This window comes from Bradyrhizobium sp. Kon58 (assembly GCF_055807455.1).
The window spans coordinates 18,207-43,673 of record NZ_JBVVOT010000003.1 but is presented as its reverse complement, the minus strand read 5'-3'; the positions used below and the strand labels follow the sequence as shown (position 1 = coordinate 43,673).

Genomic DNA, 25,467 nt, shown 5'->3' with positions numbered 1-25,467 from the left:
CGCGGTTGCGCAAGAGCGCACGCCCGCGCGATCGTCATGGCTCTGTTGCATTTCGCAGGCGCGATATGAGGTGTGGCAAAATGCGTTCCGGCGCCGAAGCCGCGGAGCGCATTGCTCCGCTGCTTCCTTGCGGATTGTCTATGCCCGTCAAGCCGCCTTGGAGACTTCCATCAGCAGACGTTCCGCCTTGGCATCCTCGATGCGGTTCACCATCCGACTGCTTTCGTGATTGTCGCGGATGGTCTTGGTCAGGGTGACGCAGGTCTGGATCAGCATCACAACCCCCATGGTGAGATAGCCCTTCATCCAGAAATCGATCGGCAGGAAGAAGACGCCGATGGCGACGAGGAAGGCGGAGGCTGCGAAAGACACGTAAGTGAAGGTCACCCAGGCGCCGCTGTGGAGCTGGCCGTTCTGGTTCATGATGGTCTCCTGTTGATTCGAATGATGATGGGGATTGGGATCAGACAGTCGGCGTGCGCTTGGACTTCAACCGCGCCAGCACGTCGTCCGCGGTCGTCTTGAGCCGGGGGCCAAAACCCCGCTCGGCGAGTTTTTCGGCGGTGGCGAGCGGACCGGTGGCCGCATCGAGCTCGACCAGCGCGTCGTCGGCGGCCTGGGCTTCCATCTGCCGCTCACGAAGACGCCTCAAAGTGCTCTCCGCCTCCGGCAGCGTGGATTCGTAGGGGCGCGCCGCCTCGATGCCGCTGCGGCGAAGCGAGCGCACCGCCTCCGAGGCACGGGCGACACGGCGGCCGCGGTCGAGCTCGGTGATGCGGGCCTGCGCGCTCGCGACGTGCCGCTTCAGCCTGATGATCTCGGTTGCGAACAACGCGCGTGCCGTCAGCGCCGCATCGCGATCGGCCTCCAGGCCCGCGATGGCCTCGGCGGCGTCCTTGGCGAGATCCTCACGGCCGCCATCGAGCGCAGCAACCGCGCGCGTCTCGAGATCGGCGATGCGGGCGACGGTCGCCTCGAGCTTGCGACCTTCCTGCTGGTCCTGTGCGATCGCCAGCGCCAGGGTCCGTTTGCCGCGCTCGACGGCGGCGGCCGCGTCGCGCATCTGTTGATCGAGGATCAGAAGGGCCGTCCGGTCTTCCAGCTCCTCGCCGGCGGCGGCCACGCTGCCGCGGAAAAGTGTCACTACGGTCTTGAACATTGTTGGCTCCCTGTTATGAGCGTTGCTCACGGTTGGTTTGTAGCAAGAAACTTGAACTTCGTTCAAGAAATATTGAGCAACGCTCAGAAATTTGATCGCGGATGACTAAGACATTGCAACGTCGGGAGAAACTTCGATCCGATTTGATCCTGGCGGCGGAACGAATGATCGCCAACAGGGGGTTGGCGGGCCTGAAAACCCGCGATCTCGCCCGCGAGATCGGCTGCGCCAACGGCGCGGTCTACAATCTCGTCGCCGATGTGGACGAGCTGATCTTGCGTGTGGGCTCGCGCACTTTGCGTCGGCTTGACCAAGCCCTGAGCGTGGCGGAAAGCGCGGGCGGGCCGTCGCCACCGGAGACTCTGGTCCGCATCGCCCTCGCCTATTGCGATTTCGCCGCGGAAAATCTCGAACTGTGGCGCGCGCTGTTCGAGCACCGCATGGACCCCGACAAGCCCCTCCCCGACTGGTCCATCGACGACCAGCTGCAGCTGTTCCGCCACGTCTACGAGCCCCTGGCCGAGCTGTTTCCACAACGCAGTCGGGAGGAGCTCGGGATCACCGCGCGCAGCCTGTTCTCGGCGGTGCATGGCATGGTGGCGCTGGGACTGGAGCAGAAGCTGGTCGCGGTACCGCTGCCGGCGCTCCGGAAGGAAATCGCGGGCCTGGTGCGCGCGATGATCGACGGACTGATCGCGCGGGCGGCGTAGAGGCCGAGAGAGCACGGCTCAACTGTCGGCGGTGCCTGACTAAAATTTCGCCTGTCGCATCGCATGCAGCGCGCCTAGCTTCGCGAGGTCCACTTCCCTCTCCGGAGCCTCCAATGCCCCTCTTCATCCGCGGCGGCACCGTCGTCAATCATGATCATTCGCGCCGCGCGGACGTGCTGATCGACGGCGGGACCATCGTCGCGGTCGGCCCATCGCTCGATGCACCGACGGGGTGCGAGATCATCGATGCCGGCGGCGCTTACGTCATCCCGGGCGGAATCGATCCGCACACCCATCTCGAAATGCCGTTCATGGGCACTGTCACCGCCGATGATTTCGAATCGGGGACCAAGGCGGCGCTGGTCGGCGGCACCACCATGGTGGTGGATTTCTGCCTGCCAGATCCAGGCCAGTCGATGCTCGCGGCCTATCAGGAGTGGCGGCACAAATCCGAGAAGGCGGCCTCCGACTACGGCTTCCACATGGCCGTAACATCCTGGTCGAAGCAGATCCATGACGAGATGGAGACCGTGGTCAAAACCTACGGCATCAACACCTTCAAGCACTTCATGGCCTACAAGGGCGCGCTGATGGTGAACGACGACGAGCTCTACAACTCGTTCGCTCGCTGCGCCCATCTCGGCGCCATGCCTGTCGTGCATGCGGAGAACGGCGACGTGGTCGCCCTGATGCAGGAGGCGCTGATCGCGCGCGGCGTCACCGGGCCCGAGGGACACGCGTATTCACGGCCACCGGAGGTCGAGGCCGAAGCCACCAACCGCGCCATCATGATCGCCGACATGACGGGGACGCCCGTCTACATCGTGCATACGAGCTGCCGCGAGGCGCATGAGGCCATCGCGCGGGCACGTGCGGCGGGCAAGCGCGTCTATGGCGAGCCGTTGATCCAGCATTTGCTGCTGGACGCCGGTGAATATCAGAACAAGAATTGGGATCATTCCGCGCAGCGCGTGATGTCGCCGCCGTTCCGCGACAGGTCGCATCAGGACAGTCTTTGGGCCGGCCTGCAAGCCGGCTCGCTCCAGGTGGTCGCGACCGACCACTGCGCCTTCACGACCGAGCAGAAGCGGTGCGGGCTCGGCGATTTCAGAAAGATCCCGAACGGCACCGGCGGCCTCGAAGATCGCCTTGCGCTGCTATGGACCGCCGGTGTCACCACGGGACGACTGACGAAGGAAGAATTCGTCGCAGTGACCTCGGCGAACATCGCCCGCATCCTCAACATCTATCCGCGCAAGGGCGCGGTCGCCGTCGGCTCGGACGCGGATGTCGTGGTTTGGGATCCCAAGGCGAGCAGGACCATCAGCGCGAAGCGACAGATGAGCCGGATCGATTACAACGTGTTCGAGGGCTTTTCCTGCACTGGCGGACCGGCGGCGACGCTGTCGCGCGGTCGCGTCGTCTGGAAGGATGGCGATCTGCGCGCAAAGGCCGGCGACGGCCATTATATCGAACGCCCGGCGTTCTCGCCGGTGCATGTCGCCAATTCCACCTGGAAAGAGTTGACCGCCCCGCGCGCCGTGAGCCGCGGAGCGGTGACGCCGTAGCGCTCAGGCCGCCTTGCCGGTCCGCAGCCGGTCCAGCACCGGCAGCAGCTCGGACGGATCGGGACGATGCGTGTAGTCCGGGTTCACCTCCGCATAGGCGATGATGCCGTCGCGGCCGATGACGTAGCGCGCGGGCATCGGCAGGACCCACGATGGATCGTCGTTGAACGTTGGCAGGTCGTTCTTGAACGTCTTGTAGAGCGCAACCAGCTCGCCCGAGAGCGCGAAGCGGATGCCAAAGGCATCGGCGACCTCGCTCCTGACGTCGCTCAGGATCGGGAACGATAGGTTGTTGTCACGCTCCGACTTGCGGCTGTTCGGCGCGGTCTGGGGCGAGATCGCAACGAGGCTGGCTCCGCGCGCGGCAATCTCGGGCAGCGCCTCCTGGAGCGCCTGGAGCTCCAGATTGCAGTACGGGCACCAGACGCCGCGATAGAACGACACGACCAACGGTCCCTTCGCGAGCAGGTCGCGCGAGGACACCGGCTTGCCGTCCGGGTCGGTGAGCGTGAACTCCGGCGCGACATCGCCGGCCTTCCTGGCACGCTGCGCCTGGCCGGTTGCGATCAGTTCAGCGGTGGCGCGATGCATGGTGTCGAGCGCCTCCCTGGGGGGCTTGACCGGAAACCGGCCGCTTTCGAAGTCGGCTTTGAACGCATCGAGTTTGTCTTGCAGAGCCACGGAGATCTCCATCGATTGCTGTTGGCCCGCAACATCTGGCTCATTCGGAAATTACGGGGTATATGGCCGATATGGACAACATTTATTTGAAGGACAAATGAGTGACAGGTTGCAGGAGCTGACTGTCTTCGTCCGGGCGGCGGAGAGCGGCAGCTTTTCGAAAGCAGCCCGCGAACTCGGTCTGTCGCAGCCCTCGGTGTCGCGCATCATCGGCGAGCTGGAGGCGCGGCTCGGCGTCAAGCTGTTGTTGCGGACCACGCGCCGCATCACGGTGACGGACGCCGGTGCGCTGTTCCTCACGCGCGCCCGTGAAGTGTTGGCCGATATCGAGGACGCCGAGGATGCCGCGCGCGGCGTGGACTCCCTGCGCGGGACATTGCGGGTCACGATGCCAGTCGTGTACGGCACAAGGAACATCATCCCGCGCCTGCCGAAATTCCTTCGTGCCCACCCCTTGCTGCGCGTCGAGCTGTCGGTCGCCGATGAGAGGCAAGACCTCGTCGTGGAAGGCACCGACGTCGCCATCCGCCTCGGCCCGCTCAACGACTCCGGTTTTGGTGCACGCAAGCTCGCGACGCTGCCGCGTTTCCTCGTCGCCGCGCCGTCCTATCTTGCCGAACGCGGCACTCCGAAGACGCCCACCGATCTCGCCTCGCATGACTGCATCTTCGGTCCCGGCCTGTTCGGCCGCACCACCTGGTCGTTCACCCGCAATGGCGCGGAGACGTCGGTCGATGTGCGCGGCCGCATCAGCACCGACTCAGGCGCCGGAATGTTTGCGAGCGTGCTGGCCGGGCTCGGCATCGCGATGATGTCGCCGGTGATGGCCGGCCCCGAGATCGCGTCCGGTGCACTGGTGCCGCTGCTGAAGAGCTACAAGCTCGCGCCGGTCGAGCTGTACGCCGTGTTTCCGGCCGGTCCGCGGCCCTCGACCAAGGTCCGCGCGCTGGTCGACTTCCTGGCCGAGGTGCTGAGATAGGCCGCCGGGTACCGCTTGCGACACCTTGAAGCGCGCCGATGGCATGCGCCTTGCCTCTTTACGGTGCAAATCACCGAGGAGTGAGGCCGCGATGAGCGCATCATCTATCGATATGAACCGCCGTAACGTGATGCTCGGCGGCCTAGGCCTCGCCGGAATGACGGCCGCTGCGCCGCGCTTTGCCTGGGCGCAAGGGCGCGCAGAGACGCTGCTGGTGGTGCAGGAGCTGGGCCCGAACTCGCTCGACATGCAGGGCGTCGGCTCCAACCAGACCGTGAACGGGCTGTCCTGGAATTGCTACGATCGCCTGCTGAGCTACGCCTCCAAGACGCTCCCCGACGGCACGCTGTCTTATGACCGCGAGACGCTCGCGCCTGAACTCGCCGAGAGCTGGGAGGTTGCGGCCGACGGCATGTCCTGCACTTTCAAGCTACGGAAGGACAGCAAATTCCACGACGGTACGCCGGTCACGGCGAAAGACGTCAAATGGTCGTTCGACCGCGCGGTGAAGGTCGGCGGCTTTCCGACCTTCCAGATGTCGGCGGGATCGCTGGAAAAGCCCGAGCAGTTCGTCGTGGTCGATGACCACACCTTCCGCATCGACTATGTGCGCAAGGACAAGATGCTGCTGTTCAACGTCGCGGTCGTCGTGCCCTTCATCATCAACTCGGAGCTCGCGAAAAAGAACGCGACGGCGGAAGACCCCTGGGCGCTGGCGTGGCTCAGGAACAACGAGGCCGGCGGCGGTGCTTACAGGATCGAAAGCTGGAAGCCGGGCAGCGAGACGGTGCTGGCGCGCTTCGACGATTGGAAGAGCGGACCTCTCCCGAAGCTCAAGCGCGTGATCGCGCGCGACGTCCCCTCCGCCGGCACCCGCCGCGCCATGCTGGAACGAGGTGATGCGGATATCTCCAGCGGCTTTGCGCCACGTGACTTCGAGCAGATCATTCGGGAGGGCAAGGTCAAGGTCTCGGGCGTGCCGATCCCGAACGCGCTCTGGTCCGTCGCGCTCAACACGGCAAAGCCGCCGTTCGACAATGTAAAGCTGCGCCAAGCCGTCGCCTGGGCGATGCCTTATGAGCAGATCCAGAGCAGCGCGTTCTTCGGACGCGCCGTTCCGATGTATGGCGGAGCAGCGGACGTCTCGAAGCCGGTCTGGCCGCAGGCGTTTCCGTACGTAACCGATCTCGACAAGGCCAAGGCCCTGATGAAGGAGGCAGGCTTCGAGTCGGGACTGGAGACGACGCTGTCACTCGATACCGGCACCGCCACGGTCGGCGAGCCGACGGCCATCCTGATCCAGGAAAGTCTCGCCAAGATCGGCATCAAGGCGGCGATCGACAAGATTCCCGGCGCGAACTGGCGCACCACGCTGAATAAGAAGGAGCTGCCGCTCGCGCTGAATCGTTTCAGCGGCTGGCTCGATTATCCCGAATATTACTTCTACTGGAATTTCCACGGCAACAATTCGATCTTCAACATCTCCTCCTACCAGAACAAGGAAATGGACGCGCTGATCGATAAGGCACGGTTCACCACGGATGCCGCCGAGTACGACAAGGCCGTGAAGGATTTCGTCGCACTGTGCATGCGCGACGTTCCCGTCATCCCGCTCAACCAGCCGATCCACGATGTCGCGATGCAGAAGGCCATCACCGGTTACGAGTTCTGGTTTCATCGCGAGCCGGACTACCGTCAATTCGCGAAGGGCTAGTTTTGGCGGGCGACGCTGACGGTGCGTGAGGCGGCCCGCGCCTGCTCGGACGGGAAACCCCGCGCGAGCCGCGCCTCGCTCGCGCGCAGCATTGCTGTGTCGAGCTTGCCCTGCCGCGATCCATCCAGGGCGCAAGCGAAAATCCGGTAGAATTGCGCGCCGTCATAGGCGACCAGCAGCAAATCGACGCCCGCGTTGATGGCCTCGACCACGGCCCGGCAGACGTCGTGCTGGTAGATCGCCCCGATCACGAGATCGTCGGTCATGACGACGCCCTGATAGCCCCATTTGTCGCGAATGATCCCCTCGACGACGCGCTTCGAATGCGAGGCGGCTCGGTCGGGATCGACGGCCGTGAGCGTGACATGGCCGACCATGAGCGCGCTGCGCGAATGCGACAGCACCTCGCGGAACGGGAGCCAGTCGGTTGCCTCCAACTCCTTCACCGGCGCATCCAGATTGGCGCTGAAATGATGCGTGTCGGTGCGCACGCGGCCGATGCCGGGAAAATGCTTGAGCGTGGCGCCGACGCCGGATTCTTCCAGCCCGCGCACATAGGCGCTCGCGATCGCGCCGACGACGGCCGGATCGGTTGCAATCGCGCGCTGACCGATCAGGGTGTGGAAGTCGAGGCGATTGCGCCGGCCCGGCGGCTTGAGATCGAGCACCGGCGCGAGATTGAGGTTGACACCGAGCCCGGCGAGTTCACGTCCGTGGATACGGCCGAACTCTGCCGCTTTGGCCTGCTGGTCATCGGGGGCAAGCCCAGCAAGCGTCGCCAGTGCCGGCAGCTTCGTCAACGGCGGCGCAAGATGTCCGACGATGCCACCCTCCTGATCCGCGGCGATGACCAGCTGCGGCAGGCCGGCGGCTCGCCGCTTGTCCTGGAGCGTCGCGATCTCGGTGCGCAACGTCTCGACGGACCGGCCACGGATGTTGTGCCGGGTGACGTAGATGCCGCCGATCAAGCCTTGCTCGGCCAGGCGCGCGACCTCCGGGAAGGAGGTATAGCCGACCATGAAGTGAGACCCGAGCTGACGTGCCTCGGCCGCACTGGCGGCAAGAACATCGTGCTTGCGCAGTTCGAATTTCAGGTGCGCCGCCGACATCAGGAGCGGCGGAACGCACCAGAGCATGACGAGCAGCTTGCCGGCGATGCTATGCCAGCGCTCCCTGCGCAGCAGCACGATGACGATCACGATGCTTGTGACGACAAGTGCGATGTTTCCAACGCCGCGCAGCACGAGCAGATAGGGATCGTTCTTGTTCGCGGCCGCAAATGCGACGAGAGGGGCGGCCAGCCAGAGGAGGATGAGACCGGTGCGGTTGAGGAGCTGCATGATGCGTCACGCCCAATGTGATGAACACATCGCACCTATCAAAGCGATTTGCGCCGCGTAAGGACCAAAAGCGGGCCTGCACATAATCTGCAAAAGACTCCTGAAACCGTGCAGACGACGATCCCGCCTTCTGCACAAACGACGTTCAGACTTCATGATGCCACCCATCACGAAAGGTCTTCTGGACATGACGAGCCTGGCTACGACAATCGCGGCGGAAATCCAGCCGATCAGGCATTCCTCGATTCCGGCCAAGGTCGGCCTCGCGCTGATTCTCGCCGCGCTCGCCGACTGGCTGTTCTATGGTCCGCGGATCGGGCTGTCGCTGACGCTCTTTGCGATCGCGACGGCTTTGGCATCGGTGCTCTTCAATCATGCGACCCTGGATTCGCGGCGCGCCATGATCGGCGGGAGCATTCTCGTCGCCGGCCTCGTCCCGGCCGTCGAGGAGGTCAACACGCTGTCCTTCCTGATCCTCCTCGCGTCGCTGGCGATTGCGCTTCTGCTCGCGACCAATCCGGAAACGACCGGGCTCACTGAACGTGCCCGCGCGCTGCGCAACCTCTTCCTGCTCGGGCCCTTCAGGTTCTTCCTCGACGCGCTGCAGATCTTCAACATGTCGGGGTTCACCCGGGGCATCGCACTCTGGTTGATGCCTGCTGTGCTGAGCACCGTCTTCATCGCACTGTTCGCCGCAGCCAATCCGCTGATCGAGCAGTGGGTGTTCCTGCTCAATCCAAAGCTCATCCTCGACTATGTCAGCATCCCGCGCGTGCTGTTCTGGACCATGATGCTGTCGCTGGTCTGGCCATTCATCCATGTGCGCTGGCGGCGCAGAAAGATTGTCACCACGACCATCGCCGATATCCCCGTGCCGCCGCCGTTGCAGTCGCAAGTCTCAGCTGAGTTCCTAGGCTCCTCCACCATCCTGCGCTCGCTGATCCTGTTCAACCTGCTGTTCGCGGCGCAATCGATCCTCGATGGCATCTATCTCTGGGGGCATGTCGCGCTGCCGACCAATTTGACCTATGCGGCCTATGCCCATCGCGGCGCCTATCCGCTGATCGCGACCGCACTGCTCGCCGCCGCCTTCGTGCTGGTGGCGATGCGCCCGGGCGGTCCGGCGGAGAAATCGAAGATCATCCGGCCGCTGGTGTATCTCTGGGTGGGACAGAACGTCCTGCTCGTCGCCTCCTCCATCCTTCGCCTCGAACTTTACGTCGACATCTACATGCTGACCTACTGGCGCATCGCGGCCTTCATCTGGATGGGACTGGTGGCGCTCGGGTTGATCCTGATCGTGGCCCGTATCGTGCTCGACAGGTCCAACCAATGGCTCGTCGGCGCCAATCTGATCGCGTTAACGATCGCGCTGTACGGCTGCTCGCTGGTGAACTTCGATGCGTTCATCGCCGACTATAATCTGAGCCATAGCAACGAAATGTCGGGGAAGGGCTTGAGCATCGACGCCAACTATCTCCTCACACTCGGGCCGCAGGCGCTGCCTGCCCTCGACAAAGTCATCGCTCATCGCCCGGGCGACAACTGCCTTGTGTCGCGGCGCGATCGGCTTGTAGAAGTCCAGCGTCAGGATCTGGCCTGGCGGAGCTGGGGCTTCCGGAATTGGCGGCTCCAGCGCAGGCTGGACGCCCTGGCGAAAGCTCAGCCGGCGGGCTGACGGGGCAGCGGAGAGATTCTTGGCGCATCGCATTCTCATCGTCGACGACGAAGGCCATATCCGCGAGGTCATCCGCGTCGCTTTGAAGAAAGCCGGCATGGACGTGATCGAGGCCCGCGACGGCAGGGAGGCGCTGAGCCGCTTTGCCGCCGACAAGCCCGATCTCATCGTGCTCGACATCGGCATGCCCGAATTCGACGGCCTCGACGTCTGCCGCGAGGTGCGCAAAGCGTCCGACGTGCCGATCCTGTTCCTGTCGGCCCGCGACGAGGAGATCGACCGCATCCTCGGCCTCGAGATCGGCGGCGACGACTACGTCACGAAGCCGTTCAGCCCGCGCGAGCTGGTGGCGCGGGTCAACGTCATCCTGCGCCGTCTCGGCCCGCGCAATGGCGAGGCCAAGGCGGGTCCGTCAGCACTCGCGCAAGGCGGCCTGTTGATCGATCCGGAGCAGCATGTCGCGTCCTTCGCCGGCACGCCGCTGAAGCTGACCGCGATCGAGTTCGGCATCTTGCGCGCGTTCCTGACCCGGCCGACCTCGGTGTTCAATCGCGAGCAGCTGATGCGGGCGGCCTACCAGCTCAACATCCAGGTCTCCGACCGCACCATCGACAGCCACATTCGCAACATCCGCGCCAAGCTCGCGGCGCTGGCCTGCGACAATGTCATCGAGACCATCCACGGCGTCGGCTTCAAGCTCGGCCGCTGCGAGAAGGACGCATGAGCGCGGCGCCAGACAAATGGCGGCCGTCGCTCACCCTCGTGATCTTCACGGTGCTGGCGACCGTCGGCGTGCTGCCGCTGGTCGGCCTGTTCTTCTTCCGTCTCTACGACAACCAGCTGATCCGCCAGACCCAGGCCGAACTGATCGCGCAGAGCCGCGTGCTCGCGACGATCTATGCGCAGGAGGTCACGGCAAGGCTAGACAGCGGCTTGATCCTCGGCCCGGAGGTGGCGCCCGGCGTGCTGCCCGATCCCGGCGATCAGGTCACGCCGATCCGAGCCGCGCTCGACCTCACCGCCAACGATCTGCTCAGGCGGCGACCGGATGCGCTGGCCGCGACCCGGCCGGCGCAGCCGGCCTATGTCGAGATCGGCGCAAGACTGACGCCGATCATCCGCGAGACCCAGAAGGTGACATTGGCAGGCTTTCGCATCCTAGATCCCCAAGGCGTGGTGATCGCCGGGCGGCAGGAGGTCGGGCAGTCGCTCGCCCATATCGAGGAAGTCGCGGACGCGCTGCATGGGCAATACCGCGCCACGTTGCGCAACCGCGTCCCCGACAAGCCGCCGCCGTCGATCTATTCCTTCAGCCGCGGCCTCGGCGTCCACGTGTTTTCGGCAATGCCTGTCATCGTCAACAACCGCGTCGCGGGGGTGATCTACACGACGCGGACGCCGAGCAACATCTTCGACCATCTTTATCAGGAGCGGGCCAAGTTCGTGCTGGCGGCTCTCGCCGTGGTTCTCGGCACGATCGCGATCGGCCTCGTATTCTCGCGCACCATCACGCTGCCGATGCGCGAGCTGATCGATCGCGCTACCAGAATAGGCCGCGGCGACCGTGAGGCGTTCAGGCCGCTGCGGCACTACGGCACCCGCGAGTTCGCCCAGCTCTCACACAGCTTCCTCGGCATGGCCGAGCAGCTGGCGCGGCGCTCGGACTATATCGCGACCTTCTCGGCCCACCTCACCCACGAGCTGAAATCGCCGCTGACCTCGATCAAGGGTGCGGCCGAGCTGTTGCAGGATTCGGTTCAGGGCAAAGCGGGCAGCCTGACGCCGGCCGAGCAAGAGACGTTCATCGCCAACATCCTGTCCGACACAAAGCGGCTGGAAGCGATGGCGCAGCGGCTGCGCGAACTCGCGCGTGCCGAAAGCCTGCCGCAAAACGAGCGCACGGAATTGGCGCCCGTGATTGCCGACCTCAGGAGTCGCTTTCCGACGAGTTTGATCGAGGCCAGCGGCAGCCTCGACCTGATGATCGGCATGTCGGCTGAGAAGGCGCTGATCGTGCTGTCGCATCTCGCCGACAATGCGATGCGGCACAAGGCTGGGGCCATCAGGCTGGAGGCGGTCGACGAGCGCACGACCCTGAGTCTGACGGTCAGCAATGACGGCGAGCCGATCTCGGCGCCGAACCGCGACAGGATCTTCGACGCGTTCTTCACCACCCGCCGCGACCAGGGCGGCACCGGGATGGGGCTCGCGATCGCGCGCGCGGTGATGGCGAGCCATGGCGGCTCGATCAGGCTCAAGCCGACCGATCAGGGCGCGGCGTTCGAGCTGCAGTTTCCAATGGGCTAGATCGCGAACACCCAGGCGGCGACGATGGTGCCGATGGTCACCAGACCGGCGATGGTCCAGCCGGCGGCGTATTCCAGCTCAGGATGACCGGTCGCCCGCATGATCTCTGCCGGATCGGCGGTATGCTTCTCTGCCATGACAGCCTCGCACGTTACTTTCCGCGTCATATGTAAGTCGCATCGGCCACCATTAGGTTCCATCACGGAAATGCGAGGAATGACGCAGCTTGGTTTGTTCGCCGATCCGCACGAAGGGCCTGCCGGCCTTCGCTACACCGATGACTTCGTCGAGGCCGCCGCCGAGCGGGCGCTCATCGGCCGCATCGCAGCATTGCCGCTCCAGCGCTTCCAGTTCGGCGCCTTCGAGGGCAACCGCCGGGTGGCGTCCTTCGGCTACCGCTATGACTACACGCTGCAGCGGCTGGCCGAGGCCGAGCCGATCCCGGACTGGGTTCTCCCGCTCGCGCGGCAGGTCGAGGCATGGGCGGGGCTCGCCGGCGGCAGCGTGCGGCAGGTGCTCTGCACCGAATACGAGGCCGACGTCGGCATCGGCTGGCACCGCGACAAGCCGCACTTCGACAAAATCCTCGGCCTGTCGCTCGGCTCGTCCTGCAAATTCCGCTTCCGCCGCCGTAGCGGCGACAAATGGGAGCGCCACACGCTCGAAGCCCGGCCGCGCTCGCTTTACATGATGGACGGCGAGGCGCGGTCGCAATGGGAGCACAGCATCCCGCCGGTCGAGGCGCGCCGCTATTCCATCACCTTCCGGACGATGAAGCAGGCCTGACCGCCCGGCCAAACAAAAAAACGCGAAAACAACCCCATGCACAGTAGAACGGCCGTGTCGGCGCGAGGCTCGGCCGCGTGGCGTAACCGTTTGACACCTCGGGGCAAAACAGCCGCGCCGCGCAAAGGTGCAAGGCCCGGCGAACTTGCCTTCCAATTCGCGTTTACATGCTAAACTGGTTCCACGCGCCGCCCGGAAGGGAAGCCGCGATGGCAGGTCCCTGGAGGCAAGATGAAGCCCGGTCGATTGATCCTCGCCTCCACCCTCATCGTCGCAACCGCCTCCGGCGTCGCCGCCGCCTCCGACGCGACCCCCGCAAAAGTCTCGGGCTCGACGGCGCTGGCGCTCGCGGGGGTGATCGCGCCGCTGTCGTCGGTCCTGTCCGGCGCCGAGAAGAAGGCGATGGCGATGCTGTTCGCCGCCAACAGCGACATTCCCTACAAGAAGCCGATCGTGGTGACCGCCGATCGAATCGTCTGTCGCGCCGGCAATGTCGACATCACCGTGCGGAACTGCGAGGTCACCTTCGGCAAGAAGACCAGGACGGTGAACGGCTCCACGGCCGGCGAGATCTTCGCCACCGAAGCCCTGGCCGGCATTCCGTCCGACGGTGCCGCCGGATCGAATTTCGAGAGCCTGACCAAGCTGAGCTGCACGATCGACCCCAACGCCATCCGCCGGAAGGACGGCAGCGGAGCGGAGTGCACGTTCCAGCCGGGGAATTGAAGCGCGCGTCGCGGACGAGCCGGGAGAACCATGGGTGCCGTGAAATCGCCTCAAGGCCAACTAACTAATAAGGCGAATTGAAAAGACGGGCCAAACGCGCGAGCCCATATCGGGCACGCAGGGCCGACACCGACATGAAGAATTTTCTCGCATTTTTTCTGATTCTGGGCGTGACGGCAGCCTCCGCTCACGGCCCCCTGCCGATGTGGCCGGCCGCGCCATCCGACGTTGTCCGGGTGGGCCTCACCGACAACGACACCACCGCGGGCGGCACCGCGCGGCTGTGCGAGCAGGTCACCTTCTCGCGCGGCCTGCGCTACGGCGAGAGCGAAGCCAATGTGCTCGATGTCGCCACCGCCACGACCAAGGCGGATACGCCGCGGCCGGTGCTGCTGTTCGTGACCGGCGACACCTTCACCGGCGACCGCGCCGCGCCGGAGCTGGCGCGCCAGATCCAGGACCAGGCCATGTGCTTTGCCGCGCGCAACGACATGATCGGCGTGCGCATCAACTACCGGCTGGCGCCCTCGGCGACGTGGCCGGCAGGTGCGACCGACGTGGCGGCGGCGCTGTCCTGGGTCCACGGCAATATCGACCTGTTCAACGGCGATGCCCGCGAGATCGTCGCGGTCGGCTATGGCGCCGGCGCCTTTCATGTCGCCACCCTGCTGGCCCATCCCGAACTCCAGACCGACCGCGCCGATGTCGCGGCGGTCGTGCTGGTGTCCGGGGTCTACCGCGCCGGCAAGGACGCGAGCGACAGCGAGAAGGCCTATCTCGGCAGCGACGCCAGCCAGTACAACAAGCGCTCGGTCTTCCCCGGCATCCTCAATGTCGACGTTCCGATCGTGCTGGCCTGGGCCGCGGATGATTCCGCCGGCATCACGGCTCAGGGCGAAATCCTGAAGAAGACGCTCTGCGGCGCCGGCCATTGTCCGCGTAGCGCGCTGCTGCGCAGCCGCGACGGCATCGCGAGCGCCTTCGGCCTCGACGGCTCCGGCGACAGCCTCGCCGAGCCGACGCTGCTGCTGGTGCATCAGCTCGAGGCGCGCGGCCTGCCGTAGCGGTTTGCCTGCCAGCCGTACGCTAACGGCACACTCCTTTTGCTGGGCTACCCCTCTCCCCCGCCCTCCCCCACAAGGGGGAAGGGAGCGCAGTGTGCCCGGGGTGAAAATCGGGCTCACGAGCTCGATGAGTTCACAGAGTCAAAGCCACTTGTCATCACCTTGAAGCAGCGACATGCACAACTGCGTTCCCTCCCCCCTTGTGGGGGAGGGTTAGGGAGAGGGGTGCCACACGAGGACTCTCTCGATCGTCGGCGCGTCAGCACGCCTGCCGCTTTCCGTCGGACTCAACAGGCGCCGCGTCGAAGCGCGCCATCCGGACACAGCTTTGACAAACGCTTGACGTAGATCAATCGCCTTGCTGCGGAGTGAGCCGACCTCGTTGGGGGCCAACGACAAGGTGTTGAGCATGGGCGTCACCGGCAGAATGCTGTTCGTTTCGATGATCGCGTTCGCGTCGCTCGGCGCGATGTCCGAGCAACGCGCCGATCAACCCACCGCCGACAACGAAATCCGCATCGGCAATGTCATGCCGTATTCGGGACCGCTCTCGGAGTTCGGCGCGATCGGCCAGGCGGAAGCCGCCTATTTCGACATGATCAACGCGCGCGGCGGCATCAACGGCCGCAAGATCCGCTTCATCACGCGCGACGACAATTCCGATCCGACCACCGCGCTGGAGCTGACGCGCAATCTGGTCGAGACGGACGACGTGCATTTGATGTTCGGATCGTTCGGCACGCCGGGCAATCTCGCCACGCGCTGGTATCTGAACGCGAAGAAGATCCCGCAACTGTTTGTCGCCTCCGGCGACGAGGAGCTGAGCCAAGCCAAGGCGTTTCCCTGGACCATGGGCTGGCAGCCGTCGTTCCGGTCGGAGGGGCGCATCTACGCCAACTATCTCCAGGCCTATTATCCCAGGAAGAAGATCGTGGTGCTCTGGCAGAACGACCAGTTCGGGCGTGCGCTTCTCAAGGGCATGGAGGAAGGTCTTGGCGATCTGAACCGTCTCGTCCTCGTCGACATCGCCTTCGACATTGCCGACGAGCATCTCGACGGACACGTCTCGATCCTCAAGCGCGCCGGCGCCGATATCTTCGTCTTTCTCGGCGTACCGTCGACGGCGTCCAAGGTGATCAAGCTGGCGGCGGCAATGAAATGGCGCCCGGTCTTCATCGTCAACGACGCCTCGGCCTCGATCGCCAACGCGATGGCGCCCGCAGGCCTGGAGAATTCCTCCGGCGTGATCTCGGCGGCCTTCCTGAAGGATCCGAGCGATCCCGCATGGAAAGACGATCCCGCCATGAAGGACTGGTTCGCCTTCATGGACAAATACCATCACGACGAAAGCACCAACAACAGCGCCGCGCTCTATGGCTACGCCGCGGCCGAGGCGCTGACGCAAGTGCTGAAGCAATGCGGCGACGATTTATCGCGCGAGAACATCATGCGTCAGGCGGCTTCGCTGAGGAATTATCAGCCCTCGGTCGCCCTGCCGAACATCAGGATGAACACCTCGCCGAGCAGCTACCTGCCGATCAGGCAGATGCGGCTGGTCCAGTTCGACGGGCGTTCCTGGCAACCCTTCGGCGACGTGATCGAGACCGCCTTCACGGAAGGCGCGGCGCGGTGAGGTGACTGACGCCCACCTTTTGCTGGGCTTACCCGTCTCCCCCGCCCTCCCCCCTCGTGGGGGAGGGTTAGGGAGAGGGGGCCACACGGGGACTCTCTCGATCACACAAGCGGCTCCGCAAGCCTGTCCGCTCCCTCACGCCGGCTTCAGTGAGGCCAGCGCGTTCTCCAGCAGCGAGCGCACCCGCGCTGCGTCGCCGGATTTGACCACGGCGGGATCGAGATAGAGCTCCAGCCCCGGTGCGCGCTCGGTGATGATGCCGCTTGTCTCCACTGAAGCGTCGTTCAGCGCATCCACGGAGTACGGAATCACTTCGCGGCTGATGCCCTTCATCGTGATCGCGGGCAGCGCGTGGGCGCGGACGATGTCGCTGACCAGTGCGAAGGTTTCATAGCTCAGCACGATGCCGCCGGGCTCGGCGATCGATTGCAGGCGGGCGGCGAGGTTCGCCTCGGCACCGATGATGGTGTAGTCCATGCGGTCGCTGCTGCCGAAATTGCCGACATTGCAATAGCCGGAATTGATGCCCATGCGGGCCTTGAACGGCAGCTCGATGCCGGAGGCGCGCCATTTCGCATTGAGCTCGGTGAGGCGGTGCTGCATGCGCCAGGCCATCCGGAGGCAGGCCTGCGCGTCGGCGCGGTCGCCCTTGGTCTCGGGGTCGCCGAAGAAGATCAGCATGGCATCGCCGATGAACTTGTCGATGGTACCGCCAAATTCGTGGGCGACCGCCGACATCTCGGTGAAATATTCGTTGAGAAGCTGGGTCAGCAACTCCGGCTGGAGCCGCTCCGCCGTCGCGGTGAAGTTCTGGATGTCCGAGAAGAAGATGGTGAGCTTCTTGCGTTCGGTGTGGATGGTCACGTCCTTCTGGCCAGAGAAGATGCTTCGGTAGACCTGCGGGGGAATGTAACGCGAGATCTTCATCGAGAGTGAGGCGAGGAAGTCGTTGGCGGATTCGAGCTCCTTGTTCATGCCCTTGATGCGGCTCGCCTGACGGCGCTGCAGCGAAAGAAACGACAAGCCGCTGCCGGCCGCGATCAGGAAATAGGCCAAGAGGAATTTGAACGAGAAGATGTTGGCGGCGATCGGCTGGGCGATGATCACCTCCTGGATGCCCCTGACGTCACCCACCTTCCAATCCTTCTTCGGACTTTCGGGGTGGCTGTTGTGGCAGCTGACGCAGGCCGGGCCCATCATCACCGGAGCGATCAGCCGGACCTTGTCGTTGAACAGCGAGGTCTCGGTCTCGACGATCTTCTGCTCGGGATCGGCGCGCAGGGCCTCCAGCGCGTCCTTCTCGAACTTGTCGAGCTGGTGCGGAGCGCGGTTCTGGAACGGGAAGTCCGAGACGAAACGGTAGGTGATGTTTTCCTGCTGCGCGCCGATCACCCGCCCGAGCTCCAGCGACAGCGTGGCCGGGATCGGGACCCCGCCGGGGACGGATTCGTAGTTGTGAACCACCCGGGTGGTGCCGTTCGGATTGGCGATGATGCGCCCGACCACGTTGGTCGCGTAGTAACTGCGCACGCTCGTGATCACCGAATTCAAGTCGATCGCCTGCCGGCGCAGCGCGGTCTTGCTGAGTTCGGTCAGGTCCAGCCACACCGCGAGCGGCAAAGCGAGCAGGAGGAAGGCGACCGCGGCACCGGTCAGGATGCCACTCTTGCGCTGTTCTTCGGAGATCTCTTGCTTCACTCTTTGGCTCCGTGATGAGCGTTGTTGTCTCGAACTCGGGGGATGCGGAACAGAGCCAATAAACGCGCTCCCGCGCAACCCCATTTTATGGTGGTCGCGCCAAGCGGCTTTTCGTTTCATGGCGAATGTTTAAGATCGGAATTAATCTGCATTCACTCCACCGGGAGCTCCATCAAATGACCGAGACCATCCGCATCAAGCGCTTCAATGCGCGCCCCGTCATTGTGCCGATGAACCTCCCGCTCAAAACCTCGACCGGGGCGGTCGCAAAGGCGCCGCTGGTGCTGATCGACTGCGAGACCGACCTGGGCGTGCGGGGGCACGCCTATCTGTTCTCGATCACACCCTCGGCCTTGAAGCCGTTGACGGCGATGGTCGCGGAAATGTCAGAGCTCGTCGCCGGCGACGAGCTGCTGCCGTTCGAGATCGAGCGCAAGCTGACCCAGCGCTTCACGCTCTTGGGTTTGGCCGGCCTGCAGCGGTTGGCGCAATCCGGCATCGACATGGCGGCATGGGACGCGCTGGCCCGCGCTCGAAGCCTGCCGCTGGCGCGCCTGCTCGGCGGCGCGCCGAAACCTGTCAGGGCCTACAATTCGAAGGGGCTCGGCATCATGCCGGCGGGGGCCGCGGTGGAGGAAGCCCACAAGCTGCTGGCCGAGGGTTTTCAGGCCGCAAAGATCCGCGTCGGCCGTCCCGATGCGCGGGAAGACCTGAAGGTGGTGCGCGCGGTGCGCAAGGCCGTCGGCGACGACGTGACCTTGATGTGCGACTACAATCAGGCGCTGACGGTCAGCGAGGCGATCCGCCGCGGCGAGATGCTCGACGATGAGGGCCTGACCTGGATCGAGGAGCCGATTCGTCACGACGATTATGAGGGCAACGCTCGTATTGCGGATGCACTGCGCACCCCGGTCCAGATCGGCGAGAATTTCGACAGCGCGTTCGCGATGCAGACCGCGCTCTCAGCGGAAGCCTGCGACTATTTGATGCCCGACGTGCAGCGCATCGGCGGCGTCACCGGCTGGCTGCGCGCCGCCGCGCTGGCGCATGCCGCCGGGATCGAGATGTCGACGCATCTGTTCTCGGAAGTCAGCGCGCATCTTTTGTGCGTAACGCCCACCGCGCACTGGCTGGAATATGTCGACTGGGCCGACGCGGTGCTGGCGACCCGTTTGCAGATCAAGGACGGCTTTGCCCTGCCAAGCGAGGAGCCCGGCAACGGCATTGCGTGGGACGAGGCGGCGGTGAAGAAGTATCTGGTCGAATAGGCCGCGTTCGTCGCGGCGCATCACATCGCGGACTTCGGAACCTGACGATCACCGAGCGAACATGCCATCTACGACCGAACAGCCGCAATCATACTCAGCTCGACCGGTGCGCCCCGCGGCAACTCGGCGACGCCAACAGATGTACGCGTATGACGACCGCGATCACCTAGGCGCTCGATCAGCCGGTCGGAGGCGCCGTTCATGACTTGCGATTGCTGCGTAAATCCAGGCGCCGAGGCGATGTATCCAACGAGCTGCAAGACCTGGACGATCTTGTCCTCTCCGCCTGTTGCGTGATTGATGGCCGAAAGGCAGAGATCAGCGCAGAGTGCAGCAGCTTCCTGTGCGGCGGCGACATCGACACCTGCGCCGACTTTGCCTGAGTACAGCAGGTCTTCGCCGCGACGCGGCAGCTGACCACTGACATACGCAATTCCACTATGGATGATCACCGGCAGGTAGTTGCCGCCGGGCTTGTTCACGCTACTCATTTCGGTAACCTGCCTTCTTTCCACATCCCGCTAAGCGATACAGTTTCGCCGAATGCATGCCAGGTTCGCCGCCGCGGTGAAGGATCGGACAATGGCAGGCGGCGAGTCACGGATCAAGACTGCGCCAGGCGGACGTTCGGGCCAGCACCAAGCCGCTATCCGACCGGATTGAAGGACCTGCTACGCGGGCCGAAGAAGGCGTCCCCTTGAGAGACGCCCGCGTTACCACGTCTCCGCGCCCGGAATCTTCCTCCGTACCGCCACGCGCTGGATCCAGATGCAGCGACGCACGGATCTGTTGGAGCGGCCGACCGCCGAAATCCCCTCGCCGGCCTGAAGCAACGGCGCCACGTTTTCGCGCAGCACACGACAGCGCTGGAGCTCGGCCTGCCAGTCGATGGTCGCGGCGTCGGCCTGCGACGCAATTAGCGACAATATCGCCACGGCAAGACAGCTCGCTCGCATGGTGCGGAGTTCCTTCACCGTGGTCCGCCCGGATTACGCCAGGCGGCATCGTGGCCCGGATGCCCATCCGGGCTAGTGACACCGCTAGACGATAACTCAACTTGATGCCGGCGGCGAGAGTTTGCGCTACTTCCCACGGAATCCGACCGTGGCCGGACCAACGCATCTGTGATGCAGCTGTGAGCTCTGATCGCGCGATCCTGAAAAATCAGCGAAGCGATCAATGGTATGACAACCAGCATTCAAAATGCCAACCGGCAAACGACGAGAGGTGAACATGATCCGTCCGAGGAAGTCTTTTGCCGGCGCCGGGCCACGACCGATTGCGCGACGCTCCCATCTTGCCGCGATGACTGCAGCGCTGTTTTTCGCCGCAACGTTCTGGCCGGCGGGATCTGCGCTGGCTGCCGCAAATGATGCTGAGGCGCGAACCATCTTCGACAAGTTCATTGCCGCGCAGAATGCGCATAACGCGGACGATGTGAAAGCCATGCTCTGGACTTCGCCGAGCGCGCTGTTGTTTGCGAGAGGCATCGAGACCAGAGGGCGCGATGCGGTCGCCGAACGCTTCAAGGCGTATTACGAAGGCACCTGGCACCTCGAACCCGACATGTCGAAATTCCACGTCGCCGTGATCTCGAACGAAGTCATGCAGATCCTCGTTCCTATCGTTTTCACGCGCGGCCTTCCGGGCAAGCCACCACAACAAAATACGTTTCTGATCAGCCAGACCTACGTTCAGGATCCGGACGGCTGGCACGTCGCCTCCATCCTTCCGGTCGCGAATACGGAACTGAAATAGGGAATTGAGCGGCGGTGTGTCGGCGAAGGAGGCTGCCGCTCCAGTCCGTCTACGCTCTTCGAGCTACGCCGGACACGCTTCGCCGCAATGAGATTGGTGGCTTGCCTAGCCTCGCGGCGGCAGCCCGCCTGCGCCCTTTGGGCTTCGGCGTGGCATCCTTCACTCGGCTATCGCGAGCGAAGATTGTGGCTTGCCGAGCCGAAGCTCGCGGCAAAAAGTCCGCCTGCGCCCGTTGGGCTTCGGCGCGACATCCTTCTCTCGCTTCGCGAGCGAAGGATGGTGGGCGCGACAGGGATCGAACCTGTGACCCCTACCATGTCAAGGTAGTGCTCTCCCGCTGAGCTACGCGCCCTAGATGTCGTCTAGATCGGGTCGGGTCCCTATAACGGCTCAGGGGAGCCGGTGCAAGGACGGAAGGGGGCCGATTTAGGCCGCCAGCATCTTGTTCACTTCGCTGACCAATTCGCGCAAATGCACGGGCTTGGACAGCACCTTGGCGTTCTTGGGGGCGTCCGAATCGGAGTTCAGGGCGACCGCGGCGAAGCCGGTGATGAACATGATCTTGATGTCGGGGTCGAGTTCCGAGGCCCGGCGGGCGAGCTCGATGCCGTCCATCTCCGGCATCACGATGTCGGTGAGCAGCATCTCAAACGGCTCTTCCCGCAGCCGCTGATAGGCGGCCATGCCGTTATCGTGGGACGAGACCTGAAAACCGGCGTTTTCCAGCGCCTTGACCAGGAATCGGCGCATGTCGTTGTCGTCTTCGGCGAGCAGGATCTTTGGCATGGCGGAAATGTCGAATCCCCAGAGGATATCAGCAGAAGTCACTAAGCCCGACGGAGGGTAAATTTGGGGTGAAAATCTTTACCCTGAGCCGGCTGTGCTTGCCGACCCCTTGTGAACCTGAAAGCAGTTCGAAGCAATCGAGCCGTACCTGCCGGTCCCCACCTCGCTGCCCGCAGGGTTAAGACATGTTCCAGCGCAGATCTCATCTTTTCGCTTGGCAGGATGGTTGCGATTCCGGACAATGACGACACATAAGAGCCGCGTGATCGGCCGAATCAATGCGTTGAGGCCGGTACTGGGCTTGTTGGATCGTGCGGCGTCAAGGGCGAAGCCTGATACCAAGGGGCGAAGCCTGATTGCCAAGGGACGAAGCCTGATACCAAGGGACGAAGCCTGAGAAGATGACCCGGTTTGACGGCGACAAGTCGCCAGCGTTCGAGATCGTTGAGCCCGCGCAATGGCGCGCGCCGGTTATTTTCAACTCGCCCCATTCCGGCTCGACCTATCCGGACGAATTTCTCAGCGCCTCCAGGATCGACCTGCCGACGCTGCGGCGTTCCGAAGATTCCTTCATGGACGAGCTGATCGGCCATCTCAGCGAGCGCGGCTTTCCGACCGTGCGGGTCAACTTTCCCCGCTCCTATGTCGACGTCAATCGTGAGCCCTATGAGCTCGATCCCCGGATGTTCACCGGGCGCCTGCCGAGCTTTGCCAACACTCGCTCGATGCGGGTCGCCGGCGGGCTTGGCACCATTCCGCGCGTGGTCGGCGACGGCCAGGAGATCTATCGCGAGCGCATCCTGGTCGACGACGCGCTGGGGCGGATCGAGACGCTGTACAAGCCCTATCATCGCGCGCTGCGCCGGCTGATCAACAAGGTGCACCAGATGTTCGGCACCGTCGTGCTGGTCGACTGCCATTCGATGCCCTCGGTCGGCGTCTCCCGCGACGAGCCGCGCCGGCCCGACATCGTGATCGGCGACCGCTATGGCACCAGCTGCACGCCGCTATTGCCCGACCGGGTCGAGGAGACGATGGCCGGGCTCGGCTATTCGATCGGCCGTAACAAGCCCTATGCCGGCGGTTTCATCACCGAGCATTACGGTAACCCGGCCAGCGGCCTCCACGCCGTGCAGCTCGAGCTCAACCGCGCAATCTACATGGACGAGCGGCGGCGCGAGCGCAGTCCGCGCTTTGCGCAAGTGGCGTCGGACTTCGGCGTGCTCGCCGATGTGCTGGCAACCACGGTCCCGTTCGGCGATCTCGGCCCGTTCCAGGCCGCGGCGGAATAAGCGCGGCGTTTTCTGCGAATGACTGTGTTGGGTGCGATCAGCGCGAGCGCATTTCGCGGCGCGCATTGAAATGAAAGCCGAGGCTTAAAGACAAGGCTTGAAGAAATAAGAGGCTGAAAGAAAAAAGGGCCGCTTCTAATGAAGAAGCGGCCCAAGTCTAGGGAGGAAACGCCCAAGGAGGGCAGCAGTAACGCGAGAAGCGCTACCGCACCGCAACAATATGCGGCCGCGACGCACAAAGTGCAAGGGCTTTCGAGCGATTTCCCATGCAATGAGGACATAGCTCGGTTGCTTCCAGAGAAACCCAGATTCAGTTCCTTTGATAAGGAAATTCAATGGGTTGATAGTCATTTGCATACGAACAAGGCAGGCCCGGAACTAAGGTTTCAACTCAATGATCGATATTTGCCCAGCGGGTGTCTTCGACGAGGCGAACGCTTCCCGCATCCAAAATACCAGGGTGCAAAAGCAAGACAGCGCTGCACGATCCTTCCGATTTGAGCTAGGCAGGAGTGAGCTTCACCCGACTTTCGCTTTTTGAGGATACGCCGTGACGGTGATCGATTTCTCCGCCTTCATCGGACGGCTCGCCACCGCCTCCGGCGAAACCATCCTGCCGTTCTTCCGCACTTCGCTGTCGATCGAGGACAAGAGCAAGACCAGGGAATTCGACCCCGTGACCGAGGCCGACCGCGCTGCGGAGGCGGTGATGCGGCGTCTGATCAAGGCCAACTTTCCCCAGCACGGCATCGTCGGCGAGGAATTCGGCAACGAGCGCGAGGATTCGGACTACGTCTGGGTGCTCGACCCCATCGACGGCACCAAATCCTTCATCGGCGGCTTTCCGATCTGGGGCACGCTGATCGCGCTCCTGCACAAGGGCACGCCGGTCTACGGCATGATGCACCAGCCCTTCATCGGCGAACGCTTTTCCGGCGACAGCGGCTCGGCTCATTATAATGGCCCCTCCGGCGAGCGCCGGCTCCAGGTCCGGCGCTGTGCTTCGCTGTCGGAGGCGACGACCTACACCACGAGCCCGCTGCTGATGAACGAGCGCGACCGCGCCATCTTCGGCCGCATCGAGAAGGGCGCGCGGCTGTCGCGCTATGGCGGCGACTGCTACTCCTATTGCATGCTGGCGGCGGGTCACGTCGATCTCGTGGTCGAGACCGAGCTGAAGCCTTACGACATCGCAGCCCTGATCCCGATCGTGACCGGCGCCGGCGGCGTCGTCACCACCTGGGAAGGCAAGCCGGCGCAGGGCGGCGGCCGCATCGTCGCGGCCGGCGACGCCAGGGTTCACGAAGAAGCACTGAAACTGCTCAACGCATAAGCGCCTCAAAGGAGCCTGCATGAAAAACCGGCGTAGGCTCCTCCTCGCATTCCTGCTTCTGTTTCCGACGTTCGCCTCCGCCCAGAATTTCCCGGCCAAGCCGATCAAGCTGATCGTGCCGTTTCCGGCCGGCGGCCCCAACGACATCATCGCGCGGGTGATCGGCCAGCGCATGTCGGAGCTGTCAGGACAGCCGGTGCTGATCGACAATCGCGGCGGCCAGGGCGGCGTGCTCGGCACCGATGCCGTCTCCAAGGCTGCACCTGATGGCTACACCATCGCGATCTCCAGCGCCGGCGCGCTGGCGATCAGTCCGAGCATGGAGAAGGTCGCCTACGATACGCTCAACGACCTCACGCCGGTGACGCTGGTTGCGACCGTGCCGGAAATGCTCGTTGTCGCCACCAACGTCCCCGCAAAGGACATCGCGGAATTGATCGCGCTCGCCAAGGCGCAGCCGGGAAAGCTCAACTTCGCCTCCTCCGGCCCCGGCAGCCTGCCGCATCTCGCCGGTGAATTGTTCAAACTGACGGCCAGGATCGACATCGTGCACGTGCCCTATCGCGGCGCGGCGCCGGCCGTGAACGATCTGCTGGGCCAGCAGGTGCAGATGACGTTCCTGGATCTCCCCGTGCTGCTGCCGCAGGTCAAGGCGGGCGCCCTGCGACCGATCGCAGTTGGCTCGGCCGAGCGTTCGCCGACGGCGCCTGACGTGCCGACCACCGCGGAAGCCGGCTTTGCCGATCTGCGCATCGAGAACTGGTACGGCATGGTGGCACCGAAGGGTACGCCGAAGGAGATCGTCGCCGCGCTGCATGGCCTGGCGACAAAGGCGATGGCGGATCCCGCGGTGAAGGAAAAGCTCGCCGCCCAGGGCGCAACCCTGGTCGGCGATGAGCCGGAGCATTTTCGCACATTCATCGCAGACGAGATGAAGAAATGGGCGAAGGTGATCAAGGACGCTGGCGTGGAGACCGCGAAGTAGCG

At 64.0% G+C, this 25,467-nt stretch carries 25 protein-coding genes and 1 tRNA gene; 16 read left to right on the top strand and 10 right to left on the bottom strand.

Annotated features, from left to right (window positions below):
- Nucleotides 1-147: 147 nt before the first annotated feature.
- On the bottom strand, nucleotides 148-423 hold the full coding sequence (locus AC0L20_RS06565; protein ID WP_473287890.1) for a YiaA/YiaB family inner membrane protein: 276 nt from the start codon (nucleotides 421-423) through the stop codon (nucleotides 148-150).
- Nucleotides 424-463: 40 nt separating this feature from the next.
- On the bottom strand, nucleotides 464-1,159 hold the full coding sequence (locus tag AC0L20_RS06560) for a PspA/IM30 family protein (RefSeq protein ID WP_473287889.1): 696 nt from the start codon (nucleotides 1,157-1,159) through the stop codon (nucleotides 464-466).
- Between the two features lie 101 nt (nucleotides 1,160-1,260).
- Here AC0L20_RS06560 and AC0L20_RS06555 point away from each other — a divergent pair, with 101 nt between their 5' ends.
- Both AC0L20_RS06555 and hydA read left to right on the top strand, forming a co-directional pair.
- Complete coding sequence (locus tag AC0L20_RS06555) at nucleotides 1,261-1,869, top strand: TetR/AcrR family transcriptional regulator (protein ID WP_473287888.1); 609 nt, start codon at nucleotides 1,261-1,263, stop codon at nucleotides 1,867-1,869.
- A 113-nt stretch (nucleotides 1,870-1,982) separates the two neighbouring features.
- A complete protein-coding gene (gene hydA / locus AC0L20_RS06550) occupies nucleotides 1,983-3,437 on the top strand; it encodes a dihydropyrimidinase (protein WP_473287887.1) in 1,455 nt (484 codons plus the stop codon).
- 3 nt (nucleotides 3,438-3,440) lie between these two features.
- Here hydA and AC0L20_RS06545 read toward each other — a convergent pair whose 3' ends face one another.
- Nucleotides 3,441-4,118, bottom strand: coding sequence for a peroxiredoxin-like family protein (locus AC0L20_RS06545; protein ID WP_473287886.1), 678 nt, complete (start codon nucleotides 4,116-4,118; stop codon nucleotides 3,441-3,443).
- Nucleotides 4,119-4,215: 97 nt separating this feature from the next.
- Between AC0L20_RS06545 and AC0L20_RS06540 the strand changes: the two genes are divergently transcribed.
- Both AC0L20_RS06540 and AC0L20_RS06535 read left to right on the top strand, forming a co-directional pair.
- Nucleotides 4,216-5,097 carry a LysR family transcriptional regulator gene (locus AC0L20_RS06540; protein WP_456767637.1) on the top strand — a complete coding sequence of 294 codons (882 nt, stop codon included), beginning with the start codon at nucleotides 4,216-4,218 and terminating at the stop codon, nucleotides 5,095-5,097.
- Between the two features lie 91 nt (nucleotides 5,098-5,188).
- Nucleotides 5,189-6,811, top strand: a complete 1,623-nt coding sequence (locus AC0L20_RS06535; RefSeq protein WP_473287885.1) for an ABC transporter substrate-binding protein — start codon at nucleotides 5,189-5,191, stop codon at nucleotides 6,809-6,811.
- Here AC0L20_RS06535 and AC0L20_RS06530 read toward each other — a convergent pair.
- Nucleotides 6,808-8,151 carry a glycoside hydrolase family 3 N-terminal domain-containing protein gene (locus tag AC0L20_RS06530; protein WP_473287884.1) on the bottom strand — a complete coding sequence of 448 codons (1,344 nt, stop codon included), beginning with the start codon at nucleotides 8,149-8,151 and terminating at the stop codon, nucleotides 6,808-6,810. The genes AC0L20_RS06535 and AC0L20_RS06530 overlap by 4 nt on opposite strands.
- 187 nt (nucleotides 8,152-8,338) lie before the next feature.
- Between AC0L20_RS06530 and AC0L20_RS06525 the strand changes: the two genes are divergently transcribed.
- Genes AC0L20_RS06525 through AC0L20_RS06515 form a run of 3 tightly spaced genes read left to right on the top strand, consistent with a single transcriptional unit; the run spans nucleotide 8,339 to nucleotide 12,136 of the window.
- Nucleotides 8,339-9,829: a DUF4153 domain-containing protein gene (locus AC0L20_RS06525; protein ID WP_473287883.1), complete on the top strand. Its 1,491-nt coding sequence runs from the start codon at nucleotides 8,339-8,341 to the stop codon at nucleotides 9,827-9,829.
- 19 nt (nucleotides 9,830-9,848) lie between these two features.
- A complete protein-coding gene (locus tag AC0L20_RS06520) occupies nucleotides 9,849-10,553 on the top strand; it encodes a response regulator (RefSeq protein ID WP_473287882.1) in 705 nt (234 codons plus the stop codon).
- On the top strand, nucleotides 10,550-12,136 hold the full coding sequence (locus AC0L20_RS06515) for an ATP-binding protein (protein ID WP_473287881.1): 1,587 nt from the start codon (nucleotides 10,550-10,552) through the stop codon (nucleotides 12,134-12,136). Before AC0L20_RS06520 ends, AC0L20_RS06515 begins: the two co-directional genes overlap by 4 nt.
- Here AC0L20_RS06515 and AC0L20_RS06510 read toward each other — a convergent pair.
- Nucleotides 12,133-12,273, bottom strand: coding sequence for a hypothetical protein (locus AC0L20_RS06510; RefSeq protein ID WP_007597071.1), 141 nt, complete (start codon nucleotides 12,271-12,273; stop codon nucleotides 12,133-12,135). The genes AC0L20_RS06515 and AC0L20_RS06510 overlap by 4 nt on opposite strands.
- A 79-nt stretch (nucleotides 12,274-12,352) precedes the next feature.
- Between AC0L20_RS06510 and AC0L20_RS06505 the strand changes: the two genes are divergently transcribed.
- From AC0L20_RS06505 to AC0L20_RS06490, 4 genes are all read left to right on the top strand, one after another.
- Complete coding sequence (locus AC0L20_RS06505; RefSeq protein ID WP_473287880.1) at nucleotides 12,353-12,922, top strand: alpha-ketoglutarate-dependent dioxygenase AlkB; 570 nt, start codon at nucleotides 12,353-12,355, stop codon at nucleotides 12,920-12,922.
- A gap of 231 nt (nucleotides 12,923-13,153) precedes the next feature.
- On the top strand, nucleotides 13,154-13,648 hold the full coding sequence (locus AC0L20_RS06500; protein WP_473287879.1) for a hypothetical protein: 495 nt from the start codon (nucleotides 13,154-13,156) through the stop codon (nucleotides 13,646-13,648).
- Between the two features lie 134 nt (nucleotides 13,649-13,782).
- Nucleotides 13,783-14,712 (top strand): alpha/beta hydrolase, encoded by a 930-nt coding sequence (locus tag AC0L20_RS06495; protein WP_473287878.1) that lies wholly within the window; start codon nucleotides 13,783-13,785, stop codon nucleotides 14,710-14,712.
- 409 nt (nucleotides 14,713-15,121) lie between these two features.
- Nucleotides 15,122-16,345, top strand: a complete 1,224-nt coding sequence (locus tag AC0L20_RS06490; protein ID WP_473288198.1) for an ABC transporter substrate-binding protein — start codon at nucleotides 15,122-15,124, stop codon at nucleotides 16,343-16,345.
- Between the two features lie 135 nt (nucleotides 16,346-16,480).
- Here AC0L20_RS06490 and AC0L20_RS06485 read toward each other — a convergent pair whose 3' ends face one another.
- Nucleotides 16,481-18,043, bottom strand: a complete 1,563-nt coding sequence (locus AC0L20_RS06485; protein WP_473287877.1) for an adenylate/guanylate cyclase domain-containing protein — start codon at nucleotides 18,041-18,043, stop codon at nucleotides 16,481-16,483.
- A gap of 176 nt (nucleotides 18,044-18,219) precedes the next feature.
- Between AC0L20_RS06485 and AC0L20_RS06480 the strand changes: the two genes are divergently transcribed.
- Nucleotides 18,220-19,311 (top strand): enolase C-terminal domain-like protein, encoded by a 1,092-nt coding sequence (locus AC0L20_RS06480; protein WP_473287876.1) that lies wholly within the window; start codon nucleotides 18,220-18,222, stop codon nucleotides 19,309-19,311.
- A 68-nt stretch (nucleotides 19,312-19,379) separates the two neighbouring features.
- Here the strand turns inward: AC0L20_RS06480 and AC0L20_RS06475 are convergent, their stop codons facing one another.
- Entirely contained in the window at nucleotides 19,380-19,802 is a 423-nt protein-coding gene (locus tag AC0L20_RS06475; protein WP_473287875.1) for a RidA family protein, read from the bottom strand.
- A 222-nt stretch (nucleotides 19,803-20,024) separates the two neighbouring features.
- On the bottom strand, nucleotides 20,025-20,267 hold the full coding sequence (locus AC0L20_RS06470; protein WP_473288197.1) for a hypothetical protein: 243 nt from the start codon (nucleotides 20,265-20,267) through the stop codon (nucleotides 20,025-20,027).
- A gap of 277 nt (nucleotides 20,268-20,544) precedes the next feature.
- Here AC0L20_RS06470 and AC0L20_RS06465 point away from each other — a divergent pair, with 277 nt between their 5' ends.
- Entirely contained in the window at nucleotides 20,545-21,069 is a 525-nt protein-coding gene (locus tag AC0L20_RS06465) for a Cif family virulence factor (protein ID WP_473287874.1), read from the top strand.
- 277 nt (nucleotides 21,070-21,346) lie between these two features.
- Here the strand turns inward: AC0L20_RS06465 and AC0L20_RS06460 are convergent.
- A tRNA-Val gene (locus AC0L20_RS06460) sits at nucleotides 21,347-21,421 on the bottom strand.
- Nucleotides 21,422-21,495: 74 nt separating this feature from the next.
- Entirely contained in the window at nucleotides 21,496-21,855 is a 360-nt protein-coding gene (gene cpdR / locus AC0L20_RS06455; protein WP_007597092.1) for a cell cycle two-component system response regulator CpdR, read from the bottom strand.
- A gap of 401 nt (nucleotides 21,856-22,256) precedes the next feature.
- Here cpdR and AC0L20_RS06450 point away from each other — a divergent pair, with 401 nt between their 5' ends.
- From AC0L20_RS06450 to AC0L20_RS06440, 3 genes are all read left to right on the top strand, one after another.
- On the top strand, nucleotides 22,257-23,147 hold the full coding sequence (locus tag AC0L20_RS06450) for an N-formylglutamate amidohydrolase (RefSeq protein WP_018453348.1): 891 nt from the start codon (nucleotides 22,257-22,259) through the stop codon (nucleotides 23,145-23,147).
- Between the two features lie 550 nt (nucleotides 23,148-23,697).
- Entirely contained in the window at nucleotides 23,698-24,480 is a 783-nt protein-coding gene (gene hisN, locus AC0L20_RS06445) for a histidinol-phosphatase (RefSeq protein WP_473287873.1), read from the top strand.
- 19 nt (nucleotides 24,481-24,499) lie between these two features.
- A complete protein-coding gene (locus tag AC0L20_RS06440) occupies nucleotides 24,500-25,465 on the top strand; it encodes a Bug family tripartite tricarboxylate transporter substrate binding protein (RefSeq protein ID WP_473287872.1) in 966 nt (321 codons plus the stop codon).
- Nucleotides 25,466-25,467 lie beyond the last annotated feature (2 nt).

Coding starts and splice junctions, on each gene's coding strand:
- AC0L20_RS06560 (WP_473287889.1), bottom strand. CDS start 1,159: ATGTTCAAGACCGTAGTGACACTTTTCCGCGGCAGCGTGGCCGCCGCC.
- AC0L20_RS06450 (WP_018453348.1), top strand. CDS start 22,257: ATGACCCGGTTTGACGGCGACAAGTCGCCAGCGTTCGAGATCGTTGAG.
- AC0L20_RS06480 (WP_473287876.1), top strand. CDS start 18,220: ATGACCGAGACCATCCGCATCAAGCGCTTCAATGCGCGCCCCGTCATT.
- hydA (WP_473287887.1), top strand. CDS start 1,983: ATGCCCCTCTTCATCCGCGGCGGCACCGTCGTCAATCATGATCATTCG.
- AC0L20_RS06505 (WP_473287880.1), top strand. CDS start 12,353: ATGACGCAGCTTGGTTTGTTCGCCGATCCGCACGAAGGGCCTGCCGGC.
- AC0L20_RS06470 (WP_473288197.1), bottom strand. CDS start 20,267: ATGCGAGCGAGCTGTCTTGCCGTGGCGATATTGTCGCTAATTGCGTCG.
- AC0L20_RS06440 (WP_473287872.1), top strand. CDS start 24,500: ATGAAAAACCGGCGTAGGCTCCTCCTCGCATTCCTGCTTCTGTTTCCG.
- AC0L20_RS06565 (WP_473287890.1), bottom strand. CDS start 423: ATGAACCAGAACGGCCAGCTCCACAGCGGCGCCTGGGTGACCTTCACT.
- AC0L20_RS06515 (WP_473287881.1), top strand. CDS start 10,550: ATGAGCGCGGCGCCAGACAAATGGCGGCCGTCGCTCACCCTCGTGATC.
- AC0L20_RS06475 (WP_473287875.1), bottom strand. CDS start 19,802: ATGAGTAGCGTGAACAAGCCCGGCGGCAACTACCTGCCGGTGATCATC.
- AC0L20_RS06530 (WP_473287884.1), bottom strand. CDS start 8,151: ATGCAGCTCCTCAACCGCACCGGTCTCATCCTCCTCTGGCTGGCCGCC.
- AC0L20_RS06465 (WP_473287874.1), top strand. CDS start 20,545: ATGATCCGTCCGAGGAAGTCTTTTGCCGGCGCCGGGCCACGACCGATT.
- AC0L20_RS06490 (WP_473288198.1), top strand. CDS start 15,122: ATGGGCGTCACCGGCAGAATGCTGTTCGTTTCGATGATCGCGTTCGCG.
- AC0L20_RS06525 (WP_473287883.1), top strand. CDS start 8,339: ATGACGAGCCTGGCTACGACAATCGCGGCGGAAATCCAGCCGATCAGG.
- AC0L20_RS06510 (WP_007597071.1), bottom strand. CDS start 12,273: ATGGCAGAGAAGCATACCGCCGATCCGGCAGAGATCATGCGGGCGACC.
- AC0L20_RS06500 (WP_473287879.1), top strand. CDS start 13,154: ATGAAGCCCGGTCGATTGATCCTCGCCTCCACCCTCATCGTCGCAACC.
- AC0L20_RS06535 (WP_473287885.1), top strand. CDS start 5,189: ATGAGCGCATCATCTATCGATATGAACCGCCGTAACGTGATGCTCGGC.
- AC0L20_RS06540 (WP_456767637.1), top strand. CDS start 4,216: ATGAGTGACAGGTTGCAGGAGCTGACTGTCTTCGTCCGGGCGGCGGAG.
- AC0L20_RS06555 (WP_473287888.1), top strand. CDS start 1,261: ATGACTAAGACATTGCAACGTCGGGAGAAACTTCGATCCGATTTGATC.
- cpdR (WP_007597092.1), bottom strand. CDS start 21,855: ATGCCAAAGATCCTGCTCGCCGAAGACGACAACGACATGCGCCGATTC.
- AC0L20_RS06495 (WP_473287878.1), top strand. CDS start 13,783: ATGAAGAATTTTCTCGCATTTTTTCTGATTCTGGGCGTGACGGCAGCC.